General features: G+C 69.4%; 20 protein-coding genes and 1 tRNA gene. 13 read left to right on the top strand and 8 right to left on the bottom strand.

What is annotated here, in order from left to right:
- Positions 1-151 precede the first annotated feature (151 nt).
- Together ACFORO_RS10420 and ACFORO_RS10415 are read left to right on the top strand one after the other, a co-directional pair.
- Entirely contained in the window at positions 152-628 is a 477-nt protein-coding gene (locus ACFORO_RS10420) for a hypothetical protein (protein ID WP_377868685.1), read from the top strand.
- Complete coding sequence (locus ACFORO_RS10415; RefSeq protein ID WP_377868686.1) at positions 609-1,808, top strand: tyrosine-type recombinase/integrase; 1,200 nt, start codon at positions 609-611, stop codon at positions 1,806-1,808. The genes ACFORO_RS10420 and ACFORO_RS10415 overlap by 20 nt, the downstream gene beginning before the upstream one ends.
- 118 nt (positions 1,809-1,926) lie before the next feature.
- On the opposite strand, the gene ACFORO_RS10410 is transcribed toward ACFORO_RS10415, so the two are convergent.
- The 3 genes from ACFORO_RS10410 to ACFORO_RS10400 all read right to left on the bottom strand — a co-directional run bounded on the left by ACFORO_RS10410 (position 1,927) and on the right by ACFORO_RS10400 (position 3,904).
- Positions 1,927-2,000 (bottom strand) — tRNA-Pro (locus ACFORO_RS10410).
- A gap of 246 nt (positions 2,001-2,246) precedes the next feature.
- The gene (locus ACFORO_RS10405; protein WP_377868687.1) at positions 2,247-3,017 is read right to left on the bottom strand and encodes an enoyl-CoA hydratase/isomerase family protein; all 771 of its coding nucleotides are present in this window, start codon (positions 3,015-3,017) and stop codon (positions 2,247-2,249) included.
- A complete protein-coding gene (locus tag ACFORO_RS10400) occupies positions 3,014-3,904 on the bottom strand; it encodes a PaaX family transcriptional regulator (RefSeq protein WP_377868688.1) in 891 nt (296 codons plus the stop codon). The genes ACFORO_RS10405 and ACFORO_RS10400 overlap by 4 nt, the downstream gene beginning before the upstream one ends.
- Positions 3,905-4,025: 121 nt before the next feature.
- Between ACFORO_RS10400 and ACFORO_RS10395 the strand changes: the two genes are divergently transcribed.
- Positions 4,026-5,663 carry an ABC-F family ATP-binding cassette domain-containing protein gene (locus ACFORO_RS10395; protein ID WP_354734903.1) on the top strand — a complete coding sequence of 546 codons (1,638 nt, stop codon included), beginning with the start codon at positions 4,026-4,028 and terminating at the stop codon, positions 5,661-5,663.
- Between the two features lie 52 nt (positions 5,664-5,715).
- Here ACFORO_RS10395 and ACFORO_RS10390 read toward each other — a convergent pair whose 3' ends face one another.
- The gene (locus ACFORO_RS10390) at positions 5,716-6,663 is read right to left on the bottom strand and encodes a methionyl-tRNA formyltransferase (protein WP_377868689.1); all 948 of its coding nucleotides are present in this window, start codon (positions 6,661-6,663) and stop codon (positions 5,716-5,718) included.
- A 137-nt stretch (positions 6,664-6,800) separates the two neighbouring features.
- Between ACFORO_RS10390 and ACFORO_RS10385 the strand changes: the two genes are divergently transcribed.
- Both ACFORO_RS10385 and ACFORO_RS10380 read left to right on the top strand, forming a co-directional pair.
- On the top strand, positions 6,801-8,138 hold the full coding sequence (locus ACFORO_RS10385; RefSeq protein ID WP_354734901.1) for a lysine N(6)-hydroxylase/L-ornithine N(5)-oxygenase family protein: 1,338 nt from the start codon (positions 6,801-6,803) through the stop codon (positions 8,136-8,138).
- A 23-nt stretch (positions 8,139-8,161) separates the two neighbouring features.
- Complete coding sequence (locus ACFORO_RS10380) at positions 8,162-8,371, top strand: MbtH family protein (protein WP_377868690.1); 210 nt, start codon at positions 8,162-8,164, stop codon at positions 8,369-8,371.
- 94 nt (positions 8,372-8,465) lie between these two features.
- Here ACFORO_RS10380 and ACFORO_RS10375 read toward each other — a convergent pair whose 3' ends face one another.
- Positions 8,466-9,062, bottom strand: a complete 597-nt coding sequence (locus ACFORO_RS10375) for a TetR/AcrR family transcriptional regulator (RefSeq protein ID WP_377868691.1) — start codon at positions 9,060-9,062, stop codon at positions 8,466-8,468.
- 106 nt (positions 9,063-9,168) lie between these two features.
- On the opposite strand from ACFORO_RS10375, the gene ACFORO_RS10370 reads away from it, so the two are divergent.
- The gene (locus ACFORO_RS10370) at positions 9,169-9,915 is read left to right on the top strand and encodes an SDR family NAD(P)-dependent oxidoreductase (protein ID WP_377868692.1); all 747 of its coding nucleotides are present in this window, start codon (positions 9,169-9,171) and stop codon (positions 9,913-9,915) included.
- A 15-nt stretch (positions 9,916-9,930) separates the two neighbouring features.
- On the opposite strand, the gene ACFORO_RS10365 is transcribed toward ACFORO_RS10370, so the two are convergent.
- From ACFORO_RS10365 to ACFORO_RS10355, 3 genes are all read right to left on the bottom strand, one after another.
- The gene (locus tag ACFORO_RS10365; RefSeq protein ID WP_377868693.1) at positions 9,931-11,691 is read right to left on the bottom strand and encodes an ABC transporter ATP-binding protein; all 1,761 of its coding nucleotides are present in this window, start codon (positions 11,689-11,691) and stop codon (positions 9,931-9,933) included.
- Positions 11,688-13,379, bottom strand: coding sequence for an ABC transporter ATP-binding protein (locus ACFORO_RS10360; protein WP_377868694.1), 1,692 nt, complete (start codon positions 13,377-13,379; stop codon positions 11,688-11,690). The genes ACFORO_RS10365 and ACFORO_RS10360 overlap by 4 nt, the downstream gene beginning before the upstream one ends.
- Before the next feature lie 122 nt (positions 13,380-13,501).
- Complete coding sequence (locus ACFORO_RS10355; RefSeq protein ID WP_377868695.1) at positions 13,502-14,392, bottom strand: DMT family transporter; 891 nt, start codon at positions 14,390-14,392, stop codon at positions 13,502-13,504.
- A gap of 43 nt (positions 14,393-14,435) precedes the next feature.
- Between ACFORO_RS10355 and ACFORO_RS10350 the strand changes: the two genes are divergently transcribed.
- The 7 genes from ACFORO_RS10350 (at position 14,436) to ACFORO_RS10320 (ending at position 20,425) form a co-directional block, all read left to right on the top strand.
- On the top strand, positions 14,436-14,936 hold the full coding sequence (locus ACFORO_RS10350) for a DinB family protein (RefSeq protein ID WP_354734894.1): 501 nt from the start codon (positions 14,436-14,438) through the stop codon (positions 14,934-14,936).
- Between the two features lie 24 nt (positions 14,937-14,960).
- Complete coding sequence (locus ACFORO_RS10345; RefSeq protein WP_377868696.1) at positions 14,961-15,671, top strand: MBL fold metallo-hydrolase; 711 nt, start codon at positions 14,961-14,963, stop codon at positions 15,669-15,671.
- Between the two features lie 681 nt (positions 15,672-16,352).
- Complete coding sequence (locus ACFORO_RS10340; protein ID WP_377868697.1) at positions 16,353-17,168, top strand: ABC transporter permease; 816 nt, start codon at positions 16,353-16,355, stop codon at positions 17,166-17,168.
- Positions 17,153-17,857, top strand: a complete 705-nt coding sequence (locus ACFORO_RS10335) for an ABC transporter ATP-binding protein (protein ID WP_377868698.1) — start codon at positions 17,153-17,155, stop codon at positions 17,855-17,857. The genes ACFORO_RS10340 and ACFORO_RS10335 overlap by 16 nt, the downstream gene beginning before the upstream one ends.
- On the top strand, positions 17,844-18,854 hold the full coding sequence (locus ACFORO_RS10330; protein WP_377868699.1) for an ABC transporter substrate-binding protein: 1,011 nt from the start codon (positions 17,844-17,846) through the stop codon (positions 18,852-18,854). The genes ACFORO_RS10335 and ACFORO_RS10330 overlap by 14 nt, the downstream gene beginning before the upstream one ends.
- The gene (locus ACFORO_RS10325) at positions 18,851-20,005 is read left to right on the top strand and encodes an LLM class flavin-dependent oxidoreductase (protein ID WP_377868700.1); all 1,155 of its coding nucleotides are present in this window, start codon (positions 18,851-18,853) and stop codon (positions 20,003-20,005) included. Before ACFORO_RS10330 ends, ACFORO_RS10325 begins: the two co-directional genes overlap by 4 nt.
- A gap of 240 nt (positions 20,006-20,245) precedes the next feature.
- On the top strand, positions 20,246-20,425 hold the full coding sequence (locus tag ACFORO_RS10320; protein ID WP_377896536.1) for a hypothetical protein: 180 nt from the start codon (positions 20,246-20,248) through the stop codon (positions 20,423-20,425).
- The last annotated feature ends 33 nt before the right edge of the window (positions 20,426-20,458 follow it).

The raw sequence follows: 20,458 nt of genomic DNA, 5'->3' as shown, positions 1-20,458 counted from the left end.
GCGAGTAAAGTTCGTCAATGTGATGAATTCGAGTCAGCTGAGCGAGATCGTCGGAGAGCGCCTCCGCGTGCTGCGTAAGCATCGTCGGTGGACCGTCGAGGAGCTCGCAGAGCAGTGCGCGGCGCACGGTGCCCCGCACTTGACGGTGCCAGTGATCTACGTGATCGAGAGCGGACGCAGAAAAGCTGGCCGCCGCACTAGATTCGTCACCGTTGACGAGTGGTTCGCACTAAGCCTGGCTCTGAACGTCTCCCCGCTCGCCCTCTTGTTTGGCGATCAGATGAACGAACAGGTCGACGTCACGCCGGATGTCTCGGTTCCGGCCGAGCGCGCGCTGTCCTGGCTGTTGGGTGTCGGCAACGAGTTGTCCGGAGCAGATCCCGAGAATCTCGATCTTGCTAAGTTCCAAGCCTTCACTGCCACGTTCCCTGGCTGGGCCACCAGCGTCGTCGCTGCGGCGGGTTCGGCCGTGACGAGCGAGGGCAACGTGCAAGCGCTGTTCGAGGGCGCACTTTCCCAGCGGGAGGAAACCCTGCTGGCGCAGGCAAAAGAGGCTGCCGAGGTTGCGGTGCGTGCCGCCCTCGCGGAGATAAAGGAGAGCAGAACCGATGGCAGCACCACCGATTAAAACGATCACGGTAGGCGGGAAGACCCGCTACAGATTCGTGGTCGACATCGGGAACGACCCGAAGACCGGCAAGCGGAAGCAGTTGACGCGCACGTTCGACAAGAAGCGTGGCAAGGGCGGCGCGGAGGAAGCTCTCGCGAAGATTCTCAACGAGGTGAACCGCGGATCGTTCGTCGCGCCGGCGAAGGTGACCGTTGACGAGGTGATTGACCTGTACCTGCGGTCGGCGACCCGCGGGAAGGCGAAGAACACCGTCGAGAACTACAAAAACGCGCTCAAGCCGGTCCGCGATCAGTACGGCACGAAGGCGTGGCAGATCTTCTCCACGACGGACGTCGAGGACCTGGTCGACTGGATGAGCACGTCCGGCCGGAAGCGCGGTGGCAAGCCCGGTACCGGGCTTAAGCCGAGATCCATTCAGCTGATGCTGTCGCGGCTGCGCGCGGTCGGTGACTTCGCGGTCCGGCAGAAGCTGTGCGAGTTCAACGTCGCCGCGCCGGTGAAGTGCCCGACCCAGACCGGGCAGAAGGTCAAACGGAAGCCGTGGACCCCGGCGGAAGCGAAGCAGTTCCTTGCGTACATGGTCGGCCGTCGCCTTGAGGCGGTGATGCAGCAGGCGCTGATGGGCATGGGGCCGGCTGAGCTGTGCGGCGTCAAATGGGATGAGCACGTCGATCTCGATCCGAAGGGCAAGGACGAGTTCCCGACGATCAACGCAGGCGAGAACACGCGCACGATCGTTTGGGGCGACGAGGGTGGGGTGGTCGAGGAGAAGGGGGGCAAGACCGTGAACCGCGACCGGAAGCTGCCGCTTCCCGCGCCGAACGTCGCTGCGCTACGCCGGTTTAAGGCCCAGCAGGCGAAGGAGCGGCTCGCCGCGGGCGAAGCGTACGAGGCGAGCGGCTACATGCTCGTGGACGAACTCGGGCGCCCGTTCCGCACGGACCAGCTCCGGCGCGCGGCGTACAAGCTGATGAACGCGGCCGGTGTGCGCCGGGTCCGGCTTTACGATGCCCGGCACGCGTGCCTGACCTATCTCCGGATGAACGGTGTCCCGGGGCCGATCGTCTCGGCATGGGCCGGGCACGGCGACCTCACCATCGCAGACCGGGTGTACACGCACCCGACGACCGAGGACTTGCGGCAGGCAAGCGAGAAGCTGACGGCGCTTCTCAACTGATCATGCAACACCCGTGCAATACGAGTTCGTGAGATTTTGTGAGATCTGGGGACCCTAGACGCAAATCAGGGCCCCTCCCGCTAGGTGCGAAAGAGGCCCTGACCTGGTATTCGTCCGGTCGGGCTGACAGGATTTGAACCTGCGACCCCTTGACCCCCAGTCAAGTGCGCTACCAAACTGCGCCACAGCCCGGACTCCTCACTCCCCCGAGGAACCCCTCGTGGAGTGCGATGTGACTACTCTAGCGGGTCCCCAAACCGGCCCCGCAGCGAGGTCTTCATTAGTCCCTGACCTGCGCAAACCCAGGCAAACGAGGTTCCCAGCGCGAGAAGCGGGACGACACCGTCATGATCAACCCGGAGCGGCCGACCGCAGCACCACGCGGGCACCAAAAAGCCCGGGCCCGCGCAAGGGGGCCAGGGCTGGCGAGCAACCCGCTCAGCGACCGCTGAACCGAGCCTTCCCCGGCCCCTCCGCCAGGAACGACTTCACCGCACCCCGCAGGTCTTCCGTGTTGTACAGATCCGCGGCAATCTCCGTCACGTGCGCGTTCGCCTCTGGCACCCCGCCGTGCTCGAAGTGCGCCAGGATCTGCTTCGTCGCGGCGTGTGCCTGGGTGGGGCCTTCAGCGAGCTGACGGGTGAACTCCCGTGCAGCGTCATCGAAACCCTCATCCGGAAGCACCCGGTTGACGACGTTCCACCGTTCCAAGGTCGCCGCGTCGAACGGCTCCCCGGTGAACACGAACTCCTTGGCCCGCGCCACCCCAGCGCGGGCAGCGAGGCGCTGGGTTCCACCCATCGTGGGCGTCAGGCCGACGACCTTCTCGACTAGGCCAAACTTCGCGCGGGAAGCGGCCAGCAACAGATCGCAAGCGATGGCGACCTCGAAAGCCCAGGTCAGGCAGAGGCCGTGCGCGGCGAAAACTGTCGGGAACGGCAGTGCGGCAAGGCGATCCGGGACAGTGAGCAGCTCGTCGAAGAGCACCTTCGCCTCAGCGGGAGAAGATTGCGCGTCGAACAGCGCGACATCGACACCCCCGCTCACGACGCGGCCTTCGGCTCGGATCAGGAGGGCTCGGGCGGGGGTTTCCTCCAGCGAGCCGATCGCGTCCAGAAGCGCGTCCTGGAGCGGCTTCGTGTAGAGGTTGAGCGGCGGCTCGTCGATGGTGAGCACGGCGAGCCCGCCGTCGCGTTCCAGCCTCGTCATGCTTGCTCCTCGTTCGCGGTGAGTTGGTCCCAGTACGCCTGCGCGGCGGGGCGCCATTCCACGTGTTTGCGGTGGAACAGCTCTGCCGCTTTGGCACCGCTCCAGCTTGCGGGCAGCAGTTCTGCGGGCAGTTGCGGGTCGAGGAACGGGAAACGCCGCCACTCGTGCACTAGTTCGGTCTGCGCGCGCAGGACTGCTTGCGAGCCGGAGGGGGACACACCGGTGAAGCGGTCGATGAAGTCCTCGTACCGGTCGGTCAGCTCGGAGAGGTCCCAGGACCGCGCGACCATGCTTTCCTGGTCGCCGATCGCGCCGTACTCCGCGGTGAACGACATCGCCTGCGCTTCGAGGCCCAGTTCGGCGACGATTTTCTGCGCTTCGGGCTCGCGGCTCGGATCGGGACTGACCCAGACGCCTGCCACGGGCGAACCGAAGCCGGCCCAGGTGAGGCGGGTGCGCAGGCGGTGGCGCAGGTCGCGCTTCGCCTCCGGTACCGAGACGATCAGCATCAGCCAGCGGTTCTCCCAGGCGTGCGCGTCGCGGCCGAAGGCGTATATGCGGTCGGCGCCCTCGGTGAGCAGGCGCCGTCCGGGCGGGGTCAGCGACCAGCGGACGCGGCGGCCGATGCGTTCGGACACCAGCCAGCCCTCGCCAGCGGAACGGGCCAGCGCCTGGCGCGCGGACTTCTCCTCGATGTCGAGCATGCCGAGGGATTCGACCAGCATCGACGTCCACACCGGACGGTCGCGCGGCAGCGCGTACTCGCCCAGCACGGTCATCAGCAGCGACCGCGCACTGGCGTGGCTCACCTCGCGCCGTCTGCTGACGGTCGGCCGGGGAGCCCGCTGCTTCCCCCGGCCGAACGGGACGGGGGCGGGTTCCGCCATCGCTTTTCACCGACCTCACTGCTCTTGTTGGACCCGGCAACCCGCCCAGAGTACCCACTCGGAGTGACGGAGCCGACACGCGGCACGCGGCGCGAGGGGCACCCGTAAACTCGGCTGCGATATGAGCGCCACACTCGTCGCGAAGGACCTGGCCGCGGGCCACGGTGACCGCGTTCTCTTCTCTGGTCTTGATCTCGTCGTCGCCCCTGGCGAGGTGATCGGCCTGGTCGGCGTCAACGGCGCCGGCAAGTCCACCTTGCTGCGCACGCTGGCCGGGCTGACCCGCCCGGAATCCGGCGAGGTCCGGCTGAATCCGCCGACAGCTACTGTCGGGCACCTCCCGCAGGAACCGGAGCGGCGCGAGGGCGAGTCGGTGCGCGCGTTCCTCGCGCGACGCACCGGTGTCGCGACAGCGCAAACCGCACTCGACGCCGCGACCGACGCGCTTACCGCGGGCATCGACGGCGCCGACGACGCATACGGCACCGCGCTGGACCGCTGGCTCGCGCTCGGCGGAGCGGACCTGGACGACCGTGCCGGCGAGGTCGCCGCGGACCTCGGGCTGGCCGTCGACCTCGACCAGCCGATGCTCTCGCTCTCCGGCGGGCAGGCCGCGCGCGCCGGGCTGGCGTCGCTGCTGCTCAGCCGGTACGACATCTTCCTGCTCGACGAGCCGACGAACGACCTCGACCTCGACGGGCTCGCCCGGCTGGAGCGCTTCGTCACCGGGCTGCGCGCGGGGACCGTGCTGGTGAGCCACGACCGCGAGTTCCTGGCCCGCACCGTCGACCGCGTGGTGGAGCTGGACCTGGCGCAGCGCCAGGTGAAGGCGTACGGCGGCGGGTACGAGTCCTATTTGGAGGAACGGGCGGTCGCGCGGCGGCACGCGCGCGAGGACTACGACGAGTACGCCAACACCCGCGCGGCGCTGGAGGCGCGGGCGGGCATGCAGCGCTCGTGGATGGAGAAGGGCGTCAAGAACGCCCGCCGCAAGGCGACCGACAACGACAAGATCGGCCGCAAGTTCCGCAGCGAGGCCACCGAGAAGCAGGCCTCGAAGGCGCGTCAGACGGACCGGATGATCGAGCGGCTCGAGGTCGTCGAGGAGCCGCGCAAGGAGTGGGAGCTGCGGATGGAGATCGCGGCCGCTCCGCGCGCGGGCGCGGTGGTCGCGACGCTGCGGGGCGCGGTCGTGCGGCGCGGCGAGTTCACGCTCGGGCCGGTGGACCTGCAGATCGACTGGGCGGACAAGGTCGCCATCACCGGCGCGAACGGCGCGGGCAAGTCCACGCTGCTGGCGGCGTTGCTCGGCCGGGTGCCGCTGGACGAGGGCAATGCCGCGCTCGGGCCGGGCGTGGTGGTCGGCGAGGTCGACCAGGCTCGGCGGCTGTTCCTCGGCGACCTTCCGCTGGCGGACGCGTTCGCGCAGGAGGTCCCGTCGCTCGCCGACGCGGAAGTCCGTACCCTGCTGGCGAAATTCGGGCTCAAGGCCGCGCACGTGCTGCGTCCGGCGGCGACGCTTTCGCCCGGCGAACGCACCCGCGCGGCGCTGGCGCTGCTGCAGGCGCGCGGGGTGAACCTGCTGGTGCTGGACGAGCCGACCAACCACTTGGACCTGCCCGCGATCGAACAGCTCGAGTCCGCTTTGGACGATTACCCCGGGACGCTGCTCCTGGTGACGCACGACCGGCGGATGCTGGACGCGGTGTCGGTGACGCGGCGGCTGGAAGTCGACGGGGGCAAGGTTTCCGAGCGTTGACCAGGCCTCGTGAGTGCCTGCGCCGGAGAACGGAACAGGCACTCACGAGCTGTCACGGACGGTCGGTGAGATACCCGCCCATGGTCGTGAAGTACTCCGCCGCCGAAAGCTCCCGGTCGTCAGCCGTCCGGACGCGTTCGATCCGCAGCCCCGGCGACTGACCCCGCCGCGCCTCCCGCCCGGCGACGATCACCACGCCCTCGCCTTCGCGGATGAAGACGCGTCCCGGCGTCCCGCCGTAGTGACCGTCCGAAACCGACGCGCGCACGATGCGCAGTTGCTCGCCGCGGTGGTAGGTGAAGGCGTTGGGGTACGGGTCGGATTGGGCGCGCACCAAGCGGTCCAGCTCCTCCGCCGACCACGTCCAGTCGATGAGGCTGTCGCGCGGCGCTCGCTTGTGGAAGAAGCTCGCCTTCGTCCGGTCCTGCGAGATCGGGACGACCGTGCCGGATCCGATCAGGCCCAGCGCTTCCGTCACGAGCGGTTCGATGAGGTCGACGGTGCGGTGGAACAGATCCGTGGCGGTGTCGCGCGGGCCGACCGGCACTGCGCGCTGGGCCACGATGTCGCCCGCGTCGAGTTCGTCGTTCATCATGTGCGCGGTGACGCCCACTTCCGGCTCGCCGTTGATCAGCGCCCAGATGATGGGGGAGAAGCCGGCGTAGGCGGGCAGCAGCGAATCGTGCACGTTGAGCGTGCCGTTGCGCGGCAGGGCGAAGATCTCCGGCGGCAGCCAGGTGCGCCAGTTGTTCGCGACGATCAGGTCCAGGTCCGCGGCCTTCAGTTCGTCGAGCAGTTCGGCGTCGTCCGGGCGGGTGCGCAGCAGGGTGCGGATTCCGTGCTGCTCGGCCAGCTCGGCGACCGAATCGCTCCAGATCCGTTCGTAGGCGTGGTCGCTCGGCGGGTGGGTGACCACCAGCCGCACGTCCTGGCCTGCGTCGAGGAGGGCCTTCAGGGTGCGGTGTCCCCAGGTCTGGTAGCCGAACATGGCCACGCGCATCGGCGGTGCACCTTTCGTGGTCGGGACGAACATCACCCAGACAGTACTAGTTGAGGCTTACCTAAGTTAGGTTAGGGTTTCTTGAGCATTGGTCAGTCGGGAACGGTGATGCGGCAGTGCCGCGCTAGGGGACTTTCATGTCACGAGCAGGGGCCGAGGACAGCCAGGTGCCGGTGTACGACGTGGTCGGAGTCGGGTTCGGGCCGTCCAACCTCGCGCTCGCGATCGCCCTCGCCGAGCACAACGCGGGCTCGGGGGAGACGGTCACGGCGCACTTCCTGGAGCGCCAGCCCCGGTTCGGCTGGCATCGCGGGATGCTGATCGACACCGCGACGATGCAGGTGTCGTTCCTCAAGGACCTGGTGACGATGCGGAACCCGGCGAGCGCGTTCACCTTCCTGAACTACCTGCACGAGAAGGGGCGGCTGGTCGATTTCATCAACCACAAGACCCTGTTCCCGCTGCGCGTCGAGTTCCACGACTACTTCGAATGGGCCGCGGCGAAGGTCGACGACCTGGTGTCCTACGGCAGCGAGGTCGTCTCGGTCGAACCGGTGCGCGACGGCGACGAGATCGCGTTCTTCGACGTACGCGCCGAGGTGGACGGCGAAATCACCGAGCTGCGGGCACGGAACCTGGTGCTGGGAACCGGATTGCGGGCGAAGCTGCCGGACGGTGTCGTCGCCGGGGAACGGATCTGGCACAACAGCGAACTGCTGCACCGCGTCGAGTCGTTGCGCGGCACGGACGCGCGCCGGTTCGTGGTGATCGGCGCCGGTCAGAGCGCGGCCGAGGTCGCCGCCTTGCTGCACGACGAATTCCCGCGCGCCGAGGTGTGCGCGGTGTTCGCCCGCTACGGCTACAGCCCGGCCGACGACAGTGCGTTCGCCAACCGGATTTTCGACCCCGAGGCAGTCGATTCCTTCTACGCGGCAAGCGAACCGGTCAAGGAACGCTTGATGGGCTACCACGGCGCGACGAACTACTCCGCGGTCGACCTGGACCTCATTGACGAGCTGTACCGGCGGCGGTACCAGGAAAAGGTGCTCGGCGTGGAACGGTTGCGGCTGTTCAACATCTCGCGTCCGGTCGAGGTCGCCGACCAGGGCACGCACGTGCGCGCGACAGTCGAATCGCTGGCGACCGGCGAACGTTCGGTGCTGGATGCCGACGCTGTCATCTACGCGACCGGCTATCTGCCCGCGGATCCGACGTCGCTGCTCGGCGGACTGGCCGGGCAATGCCGCAGGGACGACGAGGGGCGGTTGAAGGTCGAACGGGACTACCGGATCACCACTGATCCCGTTGTGCGCGGCGGCCTCTATCTGCAGGGCGGCACGGAGCACACGCACGGCATCACGTCGTCGCTGCTGTCGAACACGGCTGTGCGGGTGGGCGAGATTCTGCAGTCCATTGTGGACCGACGGGCGGCCGGGGCTGACCCGGTCGAGTACGCGGTGAGCGGGATTCGCTGAGCGAGCTGGGAGAGGACTGAGCTATGACGAATCCGTTCGAAAACCCCGACGGCGTTTACCGGGTTCTCGTGAACGACGAGGGTCAGCACAGCCTGTGGCCGGACTTCGCGACCGTGCCGGACGGCTGGCAGACCACGTTCGGCCCGGACGCGCGGCAAGCCTGTCTGGACCACATCGAGCAGAACTGGACTGACCTGCGTCCGCTGTCGCTGATCAGGTCGCGGGAATCCTGAAGCCCCGGCGGGGGACCCGGTGCGAATCCAGGGTTCCCCGCTCGATCCGGCTGGCTGGACTTTGCCTGCCGGGTCGGGCACCGGCGCTGGTTCCTCAGCGTGCGTCGGTGCGGTCCGGCAGGAGTTGAGCCGCGAGCGACTGTGCGGTCGCGGCGAGCGTGGCTGTGTCCAGTCCGGTCCGGCTCATGAACACGAGCCCTTGTTGCGCGGCCAGGAGGGCTCGCGCCAGTGCGATCGGATCCGCTCCGGAAGGCAGGTCGCCCTCGCGTTGGGCACGCGCGACGCAGTCGCCGATCAGCGCGGTGGACGTCTCGTAGGTGCGGTGGGCGTGGGCGAGGACTTCCGGATCGGCGTTGCCGAGTTCGCACGTGCTGTTGGCCATCAGGCAGCCACGCCGCGTGCCGGTCGGGTCGTCGATCGGCGCATCGAGGAGCAGGCGCAGTGCGTCCAGGGCTCGCGGCGGCTCGGAGAGGGCTTTCCGGAGAGCTTCGTGGCTGTCCTCGGTGTAGCTGCGCAGCGCCCGGAGGAAGAGCTGGCGCTTGTCGCCGAACGCCGCGTACAGACTGCCTTTGCCTAAGCCGCTGACCCGCATCAGGTCTTCCAGCGAGGTCGCGGCGTAGCCGGCGTCCCAGAACTGATCGCGGACGGCGGTGAGCACCTGTTTCTCGTCGAACGTGCGCGGACGTGCCATGCGGACCAGGGTAAAGGTTCTTGACCGTGCGGTCCACCATCCTTATGGTGGACCGCACGGTCAAGAACTCCGCGGCACGTCGCGGCCAGGGGAAAGCGGGAAGCGCATGGGAAAGCTGGACAACAAGGTGGCGATCGTGACCGGCGGGTCGCGGGGGATCGGGGCGGCGTCGGCGCTGGCGCTGGCCGACGAGGGAGCCGATGTCGCGATCAGCTACTCGTCCTCGGCGGATCGGGCCGAGGCCGTGGTCGCGGACTTGGAAGCGAAGGGGGTGCGCGCGGCGGCTTTCCGGGCCGACCAGGCGGACGCGATGCAGGCGGCGGGCTTGATCGGGCGGGTGGTCGAGCGGTTCGGGAAGCTGGACATCCTGGTGAACAACGCGGCCGTGGGCGGCGGCGATCTCGTCGGCAGCGAGCTTGTCGACGAGGCCGCTGTCGAACGGCAGCTTGCCGTCAACTACACCAGCGTGGTGGCCGGAATCCAGGCGGCGGTGCCGTTGCTGCCTGAGGGCGGGCGGATCGTCAGCATCAGCTCGGGGGTGGCCGCTCGGGCGGGTTTCCAGGGGATGGCGTATTACACGGGCACGAAGTCGGCTCTCGAGGGCTTCAGCCGGGGCGCGGCCCGCGATCTGGCGCAGCGGGGCATCACGGTCAACGTCGTCCAGCCCGGGTTCATTGACACCGAAGGAAATCCCGCTGACGGTCAGGCCGCATCGATGTTCCTTCCGACCGCGGCGATGGGGCGGTACGGCAGGCCGGAGGAAATCGCCGCGGGCGTCGTCTTCCTTGCCAGCCCGCAGGCCTCCTACGTCACCGGTGCGGTGCTGAGGATCGACGGCGGATACGCCGCATAGCCCGGTCGCGCAGGATCACTCCGTCCTGCGGAGGCCGGACCAGGCGGTCCAGAGCGTGGCGTATCGTCCGCCAGCCGCGACCAGTTCGTCGTGCGTGCCGGATTCGACCACCGCACCGGCGTCCAGGACGACAATGCGGTCCGAAGCGGCCGCCTGGGTCAGGCGGTGCGCCACGATCAAGCCGGTACGGCCTTCGAGCGCGGCGGCTGCGGCGGATTCCAGCGTTTTCGCTCCCGCGCTGCCTGCTTCGGCCGTCGCCTCGTCGAGGATCGCCACCGGCGGGTCGGCGAGCACCAGGCGGACCAGCGCGAGTTGCTGAGCCTGCGTGACGGTCAGCCGATGCCCGCCCTCGCCGACGACCGTGGCGAGCCCCTCCGGCAAGGCCTCGACCCACTCGGCCGCGCCGACTTTCGCCAGCGCGGCCCGCAGCTCGCCGTCGCTGGCCTCGGGGGCGGCGAGGCGGAGATCATCGGCCAGCGGGCCGCTGAAGACGTGCACCTCCTGGCTGATCAACGCCACCGCGCGACGGGTGGCGGCCGGGCCGAGCTGGTCGAGCGGAACGCCGCCGATCGATACTGTGCCCTTGCTGGCCTGGTGGATTCCGGCGATCAGTTTCGCCAGCGTTGTCTTTCCTGCGCCGCTGGCCCCGACCAACGCGACTCGCTCGCCCGGCGCGACTTCCAGATCGACGTCCCGGAGCACCGGATGGTCGTCCACATAGGAGTGTCCAATGTCGACGGCCTTCACCGACGCGTCGACCGGACGGCTCACCCGGGTCGGTTCGGCCGGTGAAGGGAGATCTGCCACCCCGATGAGCCGGGAGAGGCTCGCGGTTGCGGCCTGCGCGTCGTCTACGAGCGCGAGTGCGGTGTTGATCGGCCCGAAGAGGCTGTGGAAGTACAGCGCGGCTGCCGTCGCGACACCGACGGTCGCGAGATTCGCGCCCACCAAAAGAAAACCGGCCGCGAGCACGGCTGAGAGCCCGACAAACTCGGCGAGGTTGAGGCGTCCGTAGAACCGGGTGCCGAGGCGAACCCCGCGCAACGCCAGCTTCACCGCGCCGTTGGACCGTTCGCGGACCCGGTCGACGTGTGCGTCCGCGAGACGGAACGCGCGGACCGTCTTGGCGCCGCCGATAGTGTCGAGAAGCTGTTGCTGCTGCGCGCCGACGGCGGCTCGCTGGGCGGCATACAGCGGGGTCGCGCGGCGGACGTACCAGCGGACGGTGTGCAGCTGGATCGGGACCGCCAGCAGGGCCGCGGCGAGGAAACGCCAGTCGAGGATCGCCATCGCGACCAGGGTGAGCACGATCGTCAGCACCGAACGGGCCAGCGCGGGCAGTGCTTGCCGGACGGCTTCGGCGACGACCGAGACGTCGTTGGTGACGCGGGTGGTCAGGTCGCCGGAACCGGCCTTTTCGACCTGTTCCAGCGGCAGGCCGAGCGCGCGGTCGATGAACCGTTCGCGCAGGTCGGCGAGCATGGTTTCGCCGAGCCGGGCGAGCATCGAGACGCCGATGGCGGTGGCGATCGCGGACGTCACGGCGACCAGGACCAGCCCGGCGACCGGGTACGCGAGCGCGGACGCGGGCTGCCGGGTGGCGACGAGGTCCACGACCCGGCCGAGCAGCGGAGCGGTGAGCAGGCCGATCGCGGTCGCGCCGACCACGAAGGCGAAGGACCCGGCGGCGCGGCCTTTCGCCTGGCGCAGCAGATCGAGCAGGACGGCCCGGATGCGCGGCCCGGCGGCGACGGGCAGGAGTTCGCGTTCGGTCACGACAGCACCGCCGCTCGGTAGGCCGCCTCGGCGCGGACCAGTTCGGCGTGGCTGCCTTCCGCGACGACCTGGCCGTCTTCGATCAGCACGACCCGGTCGGTCTCGGAGAGCAGGGCCGGGCTGGTGGTGACCACGATCGTCGTCCGGTTCCGGCGCAGCTGCGCGACTCCAGTGGCGATGCGGGATTCGGTGACGGTGTCGACGGCGGTAGTCGGATCGTGCAGCACCAAAACCGTCGCTTCCGTGGCGAGAGCGCGCGCGAGGGCGACGCGTTGTCGTTGCCCGCCGGACAGCGATCGCCCGCGTTCGGTGACCGTCGTGGCCGTGCCGGAGGGGAGAGTGGCGGCAACCTCGTCGGCGGCTGAGGCGGTGAGCACTCCGTCGGGGACGGCGGGCATTCCGCCGCGGACGTTGTCTTCCACGGTGCCCTCGAACAGATCGGTGTCGTGCGCGGCGACGAGGACGACGTCACGGACTCGTTCGGGATCCACAGTGGACAGATTCACGGCATCAATGTGGACGGATCCGTCGCGGGGGTCGGCGAACCGGCCTAGGCAGTCGAGGAGATCGGTGGCCGTGGCGGGGTCGGTGGTGACGACGCCGAGCAGTTCGCCGGGCGGGACGGTGAGGTCGAGCTCGCGGAGTTTTCCCTGCGACACGGAGGAAAACGTCACGCTGCCGCGCGCCGAGACGGGCAGCTCGCCGGTTCCGTCCAGGACAGCCGGGGGCGCGCTGAGCACAGCGGCGACTCGCCCGGCGGAGGCGCGGCCCTGGGCGAGTTGGCCGTTGACCCAGGCGAAGATGGTGAACGGTGTCTGGAGGAACTGGGCCAGTCCGACCGCGGCGACCAGGTCGCCGACGGAGATCTCGCCGTTTGCCGCGAGCGAGCCGCCGACGAGTGCGACGATCGCGATGAAGATCCCGGTGAGGGCGAGCAGCGCGCCGTTGTGCCAGGCCTGCGCGCGGGCGGCGCGGATGGTCGCCTGCAGGGAATCGCGGCTGGTGCGGCGATATCGTGCCGTCGCCGCCGGTTCCGCGCCGATGCCCTTCAGGACGCGCAGCCCGCTGACGAGATCGGCGGCGACGCCCGAGGCGTGCGCGGCGCGTTCCTGTTCGAGTTCGCTGCGTTTCTCGAGCGGTTTGCCGATGAGGTGGGCGAGGAAGAGCAGCGGCGGGGTGCCGAGGAGGACGAGCAGCCCGAGCGGTACGGACATCCGGAGGAGCACGACCGCGCTCACGACCAGTCCCACGAGTGCCGCGATGCCGAACGGAAGCACCGCGTTGACCATCCCGACGCGGCGGGCGTCCGAGGTCCCGACGCTCACCAATTCCCCGGCGAGGGAGCCGGTCTCCGCGCCGCCGCGCGGATGCAGGACCCGACGGCTGACCGCGAGCCGGATCTCGTGCGCGGCCCGCTCGGACGCCCGCTCGGCCGCTCGTGCGCCGAAGCGGTAGCTGTAGGAGAGCACGAGGAACACGACGGCGAGCACGGCGAGCCAGCCGAGAAGGGTGAGTGTCGAACTGTCGCCTACGGCCCGGTCCAGTACGACGCCGACCACTACCGGGACGAGTGCCTCGCCGCCTTGGTGACCTGCGGCGAGGACGGAGGCGGCGAGAACGGACTTCCGTTGGCCAGTGACGGCGCCGCGGAGGACCCCACGGCCGGTCGTGGGTGCGGTCGTGCTCACCAGCGCCTCCCTTCGTGCGGGCGAGGCTGGTCCCGTTCGCCGATTGCTCCCGTTCGTCCCGCCAGTTTCGAAGGCTAGCCTAACCTCCGGTGGGGGACGGTGGGGCGGTGGGAGGTGCGGGCCTACCGGCGGGCGTCGTGTCCGGCGGGCTCTGCCTCCGGCGGCTGCTCTCCGGACGGGGCGGAGGCCGGTTCGGGTTCGCCGAACCGGGCCAGTGCCAGAGCGGCGGCGACGGCCAGGACGAAACCGATCAGGGCGACGACAGCGAAGCCGGGCCGGGTTCGGTCGCCGAGCAGGACGACGCCGATCAGCGACGGCATGACCGTCTCGCCGAGCACCATCATCGCCGTGGCCGTTGTGACGCTGCCGCGTTGCAGGGCGGTGGCGAAGAACAGCATGGCCAGCGCACCTGCGACGGCGACGACGTAAAGGGCAGGATCGCGTAGCAGGTCCAGAGGCGCGAGGCTGGGGATCACCCGTCCGGCGACCGCGACGAGGCCGAAGCACAGTCCCGCGACCAGGCCGAGGCCTGCGGTGCGTACACGGTCGCTGGCGCGGCCGACCAGGAGTCCAGCGATTCCGAGTGCGACGGCGGCACCGGCCAGCGTCAGGCGGAAGCCTAGGCCGACCTCACTGGAGCCCTCGCTTTCCGCCGACGAACCGAGAAGGGCGAGCCCTGCGCACACGACGCCTACGGCGGTCCATTCCCGTGCGCCGAGTCGGACGCCGAAGACCCGTACCGCGACTGCCGTTACGGCGAGGCTCGCGGCTTGGGTTGCCTGCACGAGAAACAACGGCAGGACGTGCAGGGCGGCGATCTGCGCGATGAAGCCGACACCGTCGAGCAGCAGGCCGACGACGAACTTCCACTGCCGCAGCACGCGCAGCAGCAGGCGCGGGTCGACCCCGGAACCGCCCTCGTCGGGGGCGGCCTTCGCGGCCACCGCCTGCATGACCGAAGCGACGCCGTAGGCCACCGCGGACAGCAGCGCGCACAGAAATCCCCACACCATGACGCCGAGGGTATTCCTGCCCGGCGACGATAGGATCGGGGCCATGGCGGAGGTGGAACGCGTCTGGCCGGATCCGCTCGACGGCGACGAGTTGACCGTGCAGACGCGGTTCCTCGACTTTCTTCGGGCGACCGCGGTGCGGAAGGTCACCGGGCTGACCCGGGAGCAGGCGGCCGCGACCCCGTTGCCGAGTTCGCCGCGGACCAGCGCGCTGGGCGTGCTCAAGCACCTGACCGCGGTCGAGCGGTGGTGGCTCGTGATCGAGGCGGGCGGGTCCGATGAGCCGTCGCTCTGGCAAGGGTCGCCGGATCCGAGCTGGGATTTGACGGCCGAGGACGACGTCGCCGGGGTCGTCGCGGCTTATCGCGCCGAGCGGGAACGGGTGGCGGCGGCGCTGGCCGGGCTCACGCCGGAGGACCGGACGCGGCGGTCCGGGGACTACACCGTCCGCTGGGTGCTGGCGCATGTGGTGCAGGAGACCGCGCGGCACGTCGGGCACCTCGACGCGCTGCGGGAACTCGCCGATGGCTCCGTGGGGGAGTGAGCGGCGACCGTTAGGCTGCGGGGCATGGCAGACCAGCTTTACTTCCGCCAACTGCTCGCCGGCCGCGATTTCGCCGTCGGGGATCCCGTCGCGACCCAGATGGTGAATTTCGCTTACCTGATCGGGGACCGCGAATCGGGCGAGGCGGTGCTGGTCGACCCGGCGTACGCGGTGGGCGACTTGGTCGAGACGCTGGAGTCCGACGGGATGCGGCTGACCGGCGTGCTCGCCACGCACCACCACCCCGACCACGTCGGCGGCGACATGATGGGCTTCTCGCTGCCGGGCATCGCGGAACTTCTCGCGCTGCGGCCGGTGCCGATCCACGTCAACGCGCAAGAAAGCGAATGGGTGCGCCGGGTGACTGGCGTGTCCGACACTGATCTGCGCGCCCACGAGCACGACGACGTCTTGACGGTCGGCTCGATCGACATCCGGCTGCTCCACACGCCGGGACACACGCCGGGAAGCCAGTGCTTCCTGGTCGGCGACCGGCTGGTTTCCGGGGACACGCTGTTCCTGGAGGGCTGCGGCCGGACCGACTTCCCCGGCGGCGACGCGGACGCGATTTTCCGCAGCCTGCAATGGCTGGCGACGCTTCCGGGCGATCCGGTGGTGTATCCAGGACACCAGTATTCGCCGGAGTCTTCGGCGTCGCTGTCGCGGGTGAAGGGGACGAACTTCGTCTTCCGGCCCCGGTCGCTGGAGGAATGGCGGCTGATGTTCGGCGGCTGAGCCGGGTCTCGGTTCGGGCCGCTGACAGTTCGGCTCGGCGCGCGGTGCCGGAGGCTGGCGGCGGGATCGGCCGGTTGGCTGTGCGGTCGCCGCAGCGGTGGTGCCGCAACTTGCCCGCGGGGCAGGCTGGTTGCGCCGGCGGGGTGTGCTGTGCGGGGCCGGGGCGAAGAACGCTTGCTGTGCCGTGGAAATAACCATAGTGATCTTGTACCGCACAGCACCGACAATTTTCGCGATGGCTCCGGTCGTCCGGCGGTTCGGCGAGGCGGGCGTCGCCAGGGGCGGCGAGCAGCCGCAGCGATGACAGCCCGGATCTCGGACTGGGCGCACCGGATATGCGGAGCTGACCGGGAAACCCCCTGTGCGGACGCCATTCCGCAGCGCGGCACGCCCCGTCCCATGTTCGGCAACAGCCCGGGAAACCCGTCCCGCATCCCGGGCATCCGTGGACCCGCCGGGTGAACAAACCCCGTACACCGGCGCGCGGGTTCCAGTGCGTGAGAGCCGTCCGGCGCGACATTGACTTCACCCGTCCGGGGATCGAAGCTCGGGGGCATGAAGCGCGGCGTCCTCCTCGTGTGCCGCCTGCACGTCGACCTCCGGCAGCAGGCGAGCGCGGTCTGTCTGCCCCGCCGCTGAATCCCTTTCCCTGAACCGAAAACCCCCACCCGGGAGAAATCCGTGTCGATTTCCACCACGGGCGTGCTGCCGCGCGCCGAAACGGCAGCGCCGAAGCGTGCGCCGCGGCGGCGGTTGCCGTCGCTGCGGCGCTGGATCAGCCCGGTCGTGCTGGTCGCGGCGTGGCAGATCGCCAGCTCGACCGGCGCGTTGCCGCCCGACAAACTCAGTTCGCCGTGGACTGTCCTGCAAGCCGGCGTCGACGTCGCCCGCAGCGGCGAACTCGGCAGTGCCTTCGTTGTTTCGCTGGGCCGCGTCGGCGCGGGGTTCGCGCTCGGGGCGCTGGCCGGGCTCCTGCTCGGGGCCGTCGCGGGATTGTCCCGGTGGGGCGAGGCGCTGGTCGACCCGCCGGTGCAGATGTTGCGCACGTTGCCGTTCCTCGGGTTGATCCCGTTGTTCATCCTGTGGTTCGGGATCGGCGAAGAGACCAAAATCGTGCTGGTGGCGCTGGGCGTGGCGTTCCCGTTGTACCTGAATGTCCACTCGGGAATCCGCACCGCCGACCCGCAGCTCGTGGAAGCGGCGCGGGCACTGGGATTCACCCGCGGCGAACGGTTGTGGCACGTCGTTCTGCCGGGTGCGCTGCCGCAGGCGCTGGTCGGGCTGCGGCAGTCGCTCGGGGTCGCGTGGCTGGCGCTGATCGTCGGCGAAACGGTCAACGCGGACGCCGGGATCGGTTACCTCATCAACAATGCCCGCGAGTTCCTGCGCACCGACGTCGTGGTGGTCGGGCTCGTGGTCTACGCCGTGCTGGGCCTCGTCACCGACGCGCTCGTCCGGCTGCTCGAAAGGAGGGCCCTGCGATGGCGAGCCCGGTAGTGGAGGTCCGTGACCTCGCGAAGAGGTTCGGCGACCGTACTGTCCTCAATAGACTCAATCTGGACATCGGCCGCGGCGAGTTCGTCGCGCTGCTCGGGCGAAGCGGGTCCGGGAAGTCGACGCTGCTGAAGGTGCTGGCGGGGCTGGATCGGGAGATCGAGGGCACTGCCAGCGTCGACGGGACGGTTTCCGTTGCGTTCCAGCAGCCCCGGCTGCTGCCATGGCGCAAGGTCTGGCGCAACATCGTGCTCGGTCTGCATCAGGACAACGGCCGTGCTGTCGCGGAGAAAGCGCTGGCGGAAGTGCAGCTGGCGGAGCACGCCGACAAATGGCCGCTCACGCTGTCCGGTGGTGAGGCGCAACGGGTTTCGCTCGCGCGGGCCCTGGTCCGCGAGCCGGATCTGCTGCTCCTGGACGAGCCGTTCGGCGCGCTCGACGCGTTGACGCGGCTGGCGATGCACCGTCTTGTCGAGGATCTGTGGCGCACGCATAGACCCGCGGTTCTGCTGGTGACCCATGACGTCGACGAAGCGCTCGTGCTCGCCGACCGGATCCTCGTCCTGGGCGAAGGCCACATCGTCGCCGAACACGTTCTCGGCCAGCCGCGTCCGCGGAAGGCCGCCGACCACGCCGAGGTGCGCAGCCGCGTCCTGGCCGATCTGGGAGTGACCGAAGGTGCACCTGCGTAACGTCCTGGCCGCGGCGCTGCTGCTGACCGGGCTCGCCGCCTGCTCGTCGTCCGCTTCGGACGGTCGCGCGCCGGTGCCCGCCGCGGTGTCGCCCGCCGAACTGACGAACGTGACGCTTCGCGTCGGCGACCAGAAAGGCGGGGTGAAATCCCTGCTCACCGCGGCGAATCAGCTGAGCGGAACGCCGTATCGGGTCGAATGGTCGACCTTTACCTCCGGGCCGCCGCTGCTGGAGGCGGCGTCGGCGGGCGCGATCGACGTCGGCCGGGTCGGCAACACGCCGCCGATTTTCGCGGCGGCGTCGAAGGCGAAGATCTCCGTGGTGAGTGTCGCGAAGAGCAATGTGGAACGGGAAACCATTCTGATTCCGCCGGATTCGCCGCTGACCGATGTCGCGTCTTTGCGGGGCAAGACGGTCGGTGTCGCGAAGGGGAGTTCGGCGCACGGCCAGCTGCTGAATACCTTGAAGAAGGCTGGTTTGTCCACAAAGGACATCAAGATCTCGTTCCTGCAGCCGTCGGAGGCGTTCGCCGCGTTCACCCAGCACCAGATCGACGCGTGGGCGATCTGGGACCCGTACACCGCGCAGGCCCAGCTCGAGGCGCACGCTCGGGTGCTCGCCGACGGCCGCGGCGCGTCCAACGGGCTCGCCTTCGAGACCGCCAGCACCACCGCGCTCGCTGATCCCGGAAAGAACTCGGCGATCAAGGATTTCGTGCAGCGTGTGGTGAAGGCCCAGCTGTGGGCCAATTCGCATCCGGACGAGTGGGCGCGCGCGTGGGCGGCGGAGACCGGGCTGAAGCCGGAGGTGGCGAAGAAGGCCGTGTCCGCCGGGCGGGACCGGCCGATTCCGCTGGACGATTCCGTCGTCGTGTCCGAGCAGCAGCTCGCCGACGCGTTCACGAACGAGGGCACGCTGCCCGGGAAGGTCGACTTCGCGGCGTTCGTCGACCGCCGTTACGGGCCCGACATCGAGGCCGCGAGGAGGAACGGATGAGCGTCAAACTGCACTGGTTCCTGCCGACCACCGGGGACGGCCGGACGATCGTGGAACGCTTCCACGCCAACAAATCCCGGGGTCCGAGCGCGCAGCGGCCGGCGGATCTGGACTACCTCGCGCAGGTCGCCCGCGCGGCCGAGCGGCTCGGGTTCGAGGGCGTGCTCACGCCGACCGGGACCTGGTGCGAGGACGCCTGGCTGACCACCGCCGCGCTGATCCGCGAGACGAACCGGCTGAAGTTCCTGGTCGCGTTCCGCCCGGGCGTCATCTCGCCGACGCTCGCCGCGCAGATGGCGGGAACGTTCCAGCGGCTGTCCGGCGGCCGGGTCCTGCTGAACATCGTGACCGGCGGCGACGCGATCGAACAGCGCCGTTTCGGCGACTGGCACGACCACGACGCCCGCTACGCCCGGACCGACGAATTCCTCTCCATCGTGCGCGGTGTGTGGTCGGGCAAGCCGTTCGACTTCGCTGGCGACCACCTGCGCGTCGAAGGGGCCACGACGCTCGCCGCTCCGGATCCGTTGCCGCCGCTGTACTTCGGCGGGTCCTCGGCGGCGGCGCTCCCGGTCGCCGCGCGGCACGCTGATGTGTACCTGACCTGGGGCGAGCCGCCCGCACAGGTCGCGGAGAAGATCGGCAAAGTGCGGGAACTGGCGGAGCAGGAGGGACGCACGGTGCGGTTCGGCGTCCGGCTGCACACGATCGCGCGCGACACCTCGGCCGAGGCTTGGGCGGAGGCGCAGAAGCTGCTCGACGCGTTGAATCCGGAGCAGATCGCGAAGGCGCAGTCGCAGCTGGCGGCGAGCGAGTCGGTGGGGCAGCAGCGGATGGTCGCGCTGCACGGCGGCAAGGCCGGGACGACTGCGCGGGATTTGGAGATCCATCCGCATCTGTGGGCGGGGATCGGGTTGGTTCGCGGCGGGGCGGGGACTGCGCTCGTGGGCAGTTACGCGGAGATCGCGGATTTGATCGAGGAGTACCACGACGCCGGGGTGTCGGAGTTCGTGCTGTCCGGGTATCCGCATTTGGAGGAGGCGTACTGGTTCGGCGAAGGGGTGCGGCCGGAGCTGGGGCGGCGTGGGTTGCTGGACGAGGTTCCGGTGTTGCGGGCGGTGCCGGGAGAGAGGGCGGTGGCTGCGCAGTAGGGGGTGGCGGTGCCGGTTCTGACCGGGATGAACACTCACGCGGCCGTGGTGCTCCGCGGTTTGGGGCGTGCGCGGTCTTGCGCCCCAATGTGGCGTTCGGTGCGCTCAACGCACCGAACGCCACATTGAGGTTTTCTCAGTAGGGCTGGGCGGGGTGCGTGTCGTCGGGGGATGAGGCGTGGGGCCGCTGGTAGGACTGGATTTGCGAAGATCAAGTCCGAGAAAACCCAGGGGCCCCACGTGATTGCCTATGGTGCCACGCTCGACGTGGCGCGCGAGCTTGCCCTGTTCGTCGCGCGTGTCCTGCGCGCCGAACGCCGCGCCCGGGGCACCCGCCGCGGCCGGCGGGCGCTGACCCCGTATCGCCAGGCGGTGCTGGTGCTGGCCTGGTTCCGCGACCCTGTCATGATTTCCGTGTAAGCCACGGATGGTTTCTTCTTTTATTCTAGTGGA

Source organism: Amycolatopsis halotolerans (genome assembly GCF_042647905.1).
In the GTDB taxonomy this organism is placed as follows: domain Bacteria; phylum Actinomycetota; class Actinomycetes; order Mycobacteriales; family Pseudonocardiaceae; genus Amycolatopsis; species Amycolatopsis halotolerans.
This window is presented reverse-complemented; position numbering and strand designations above follow the sequence as displayed.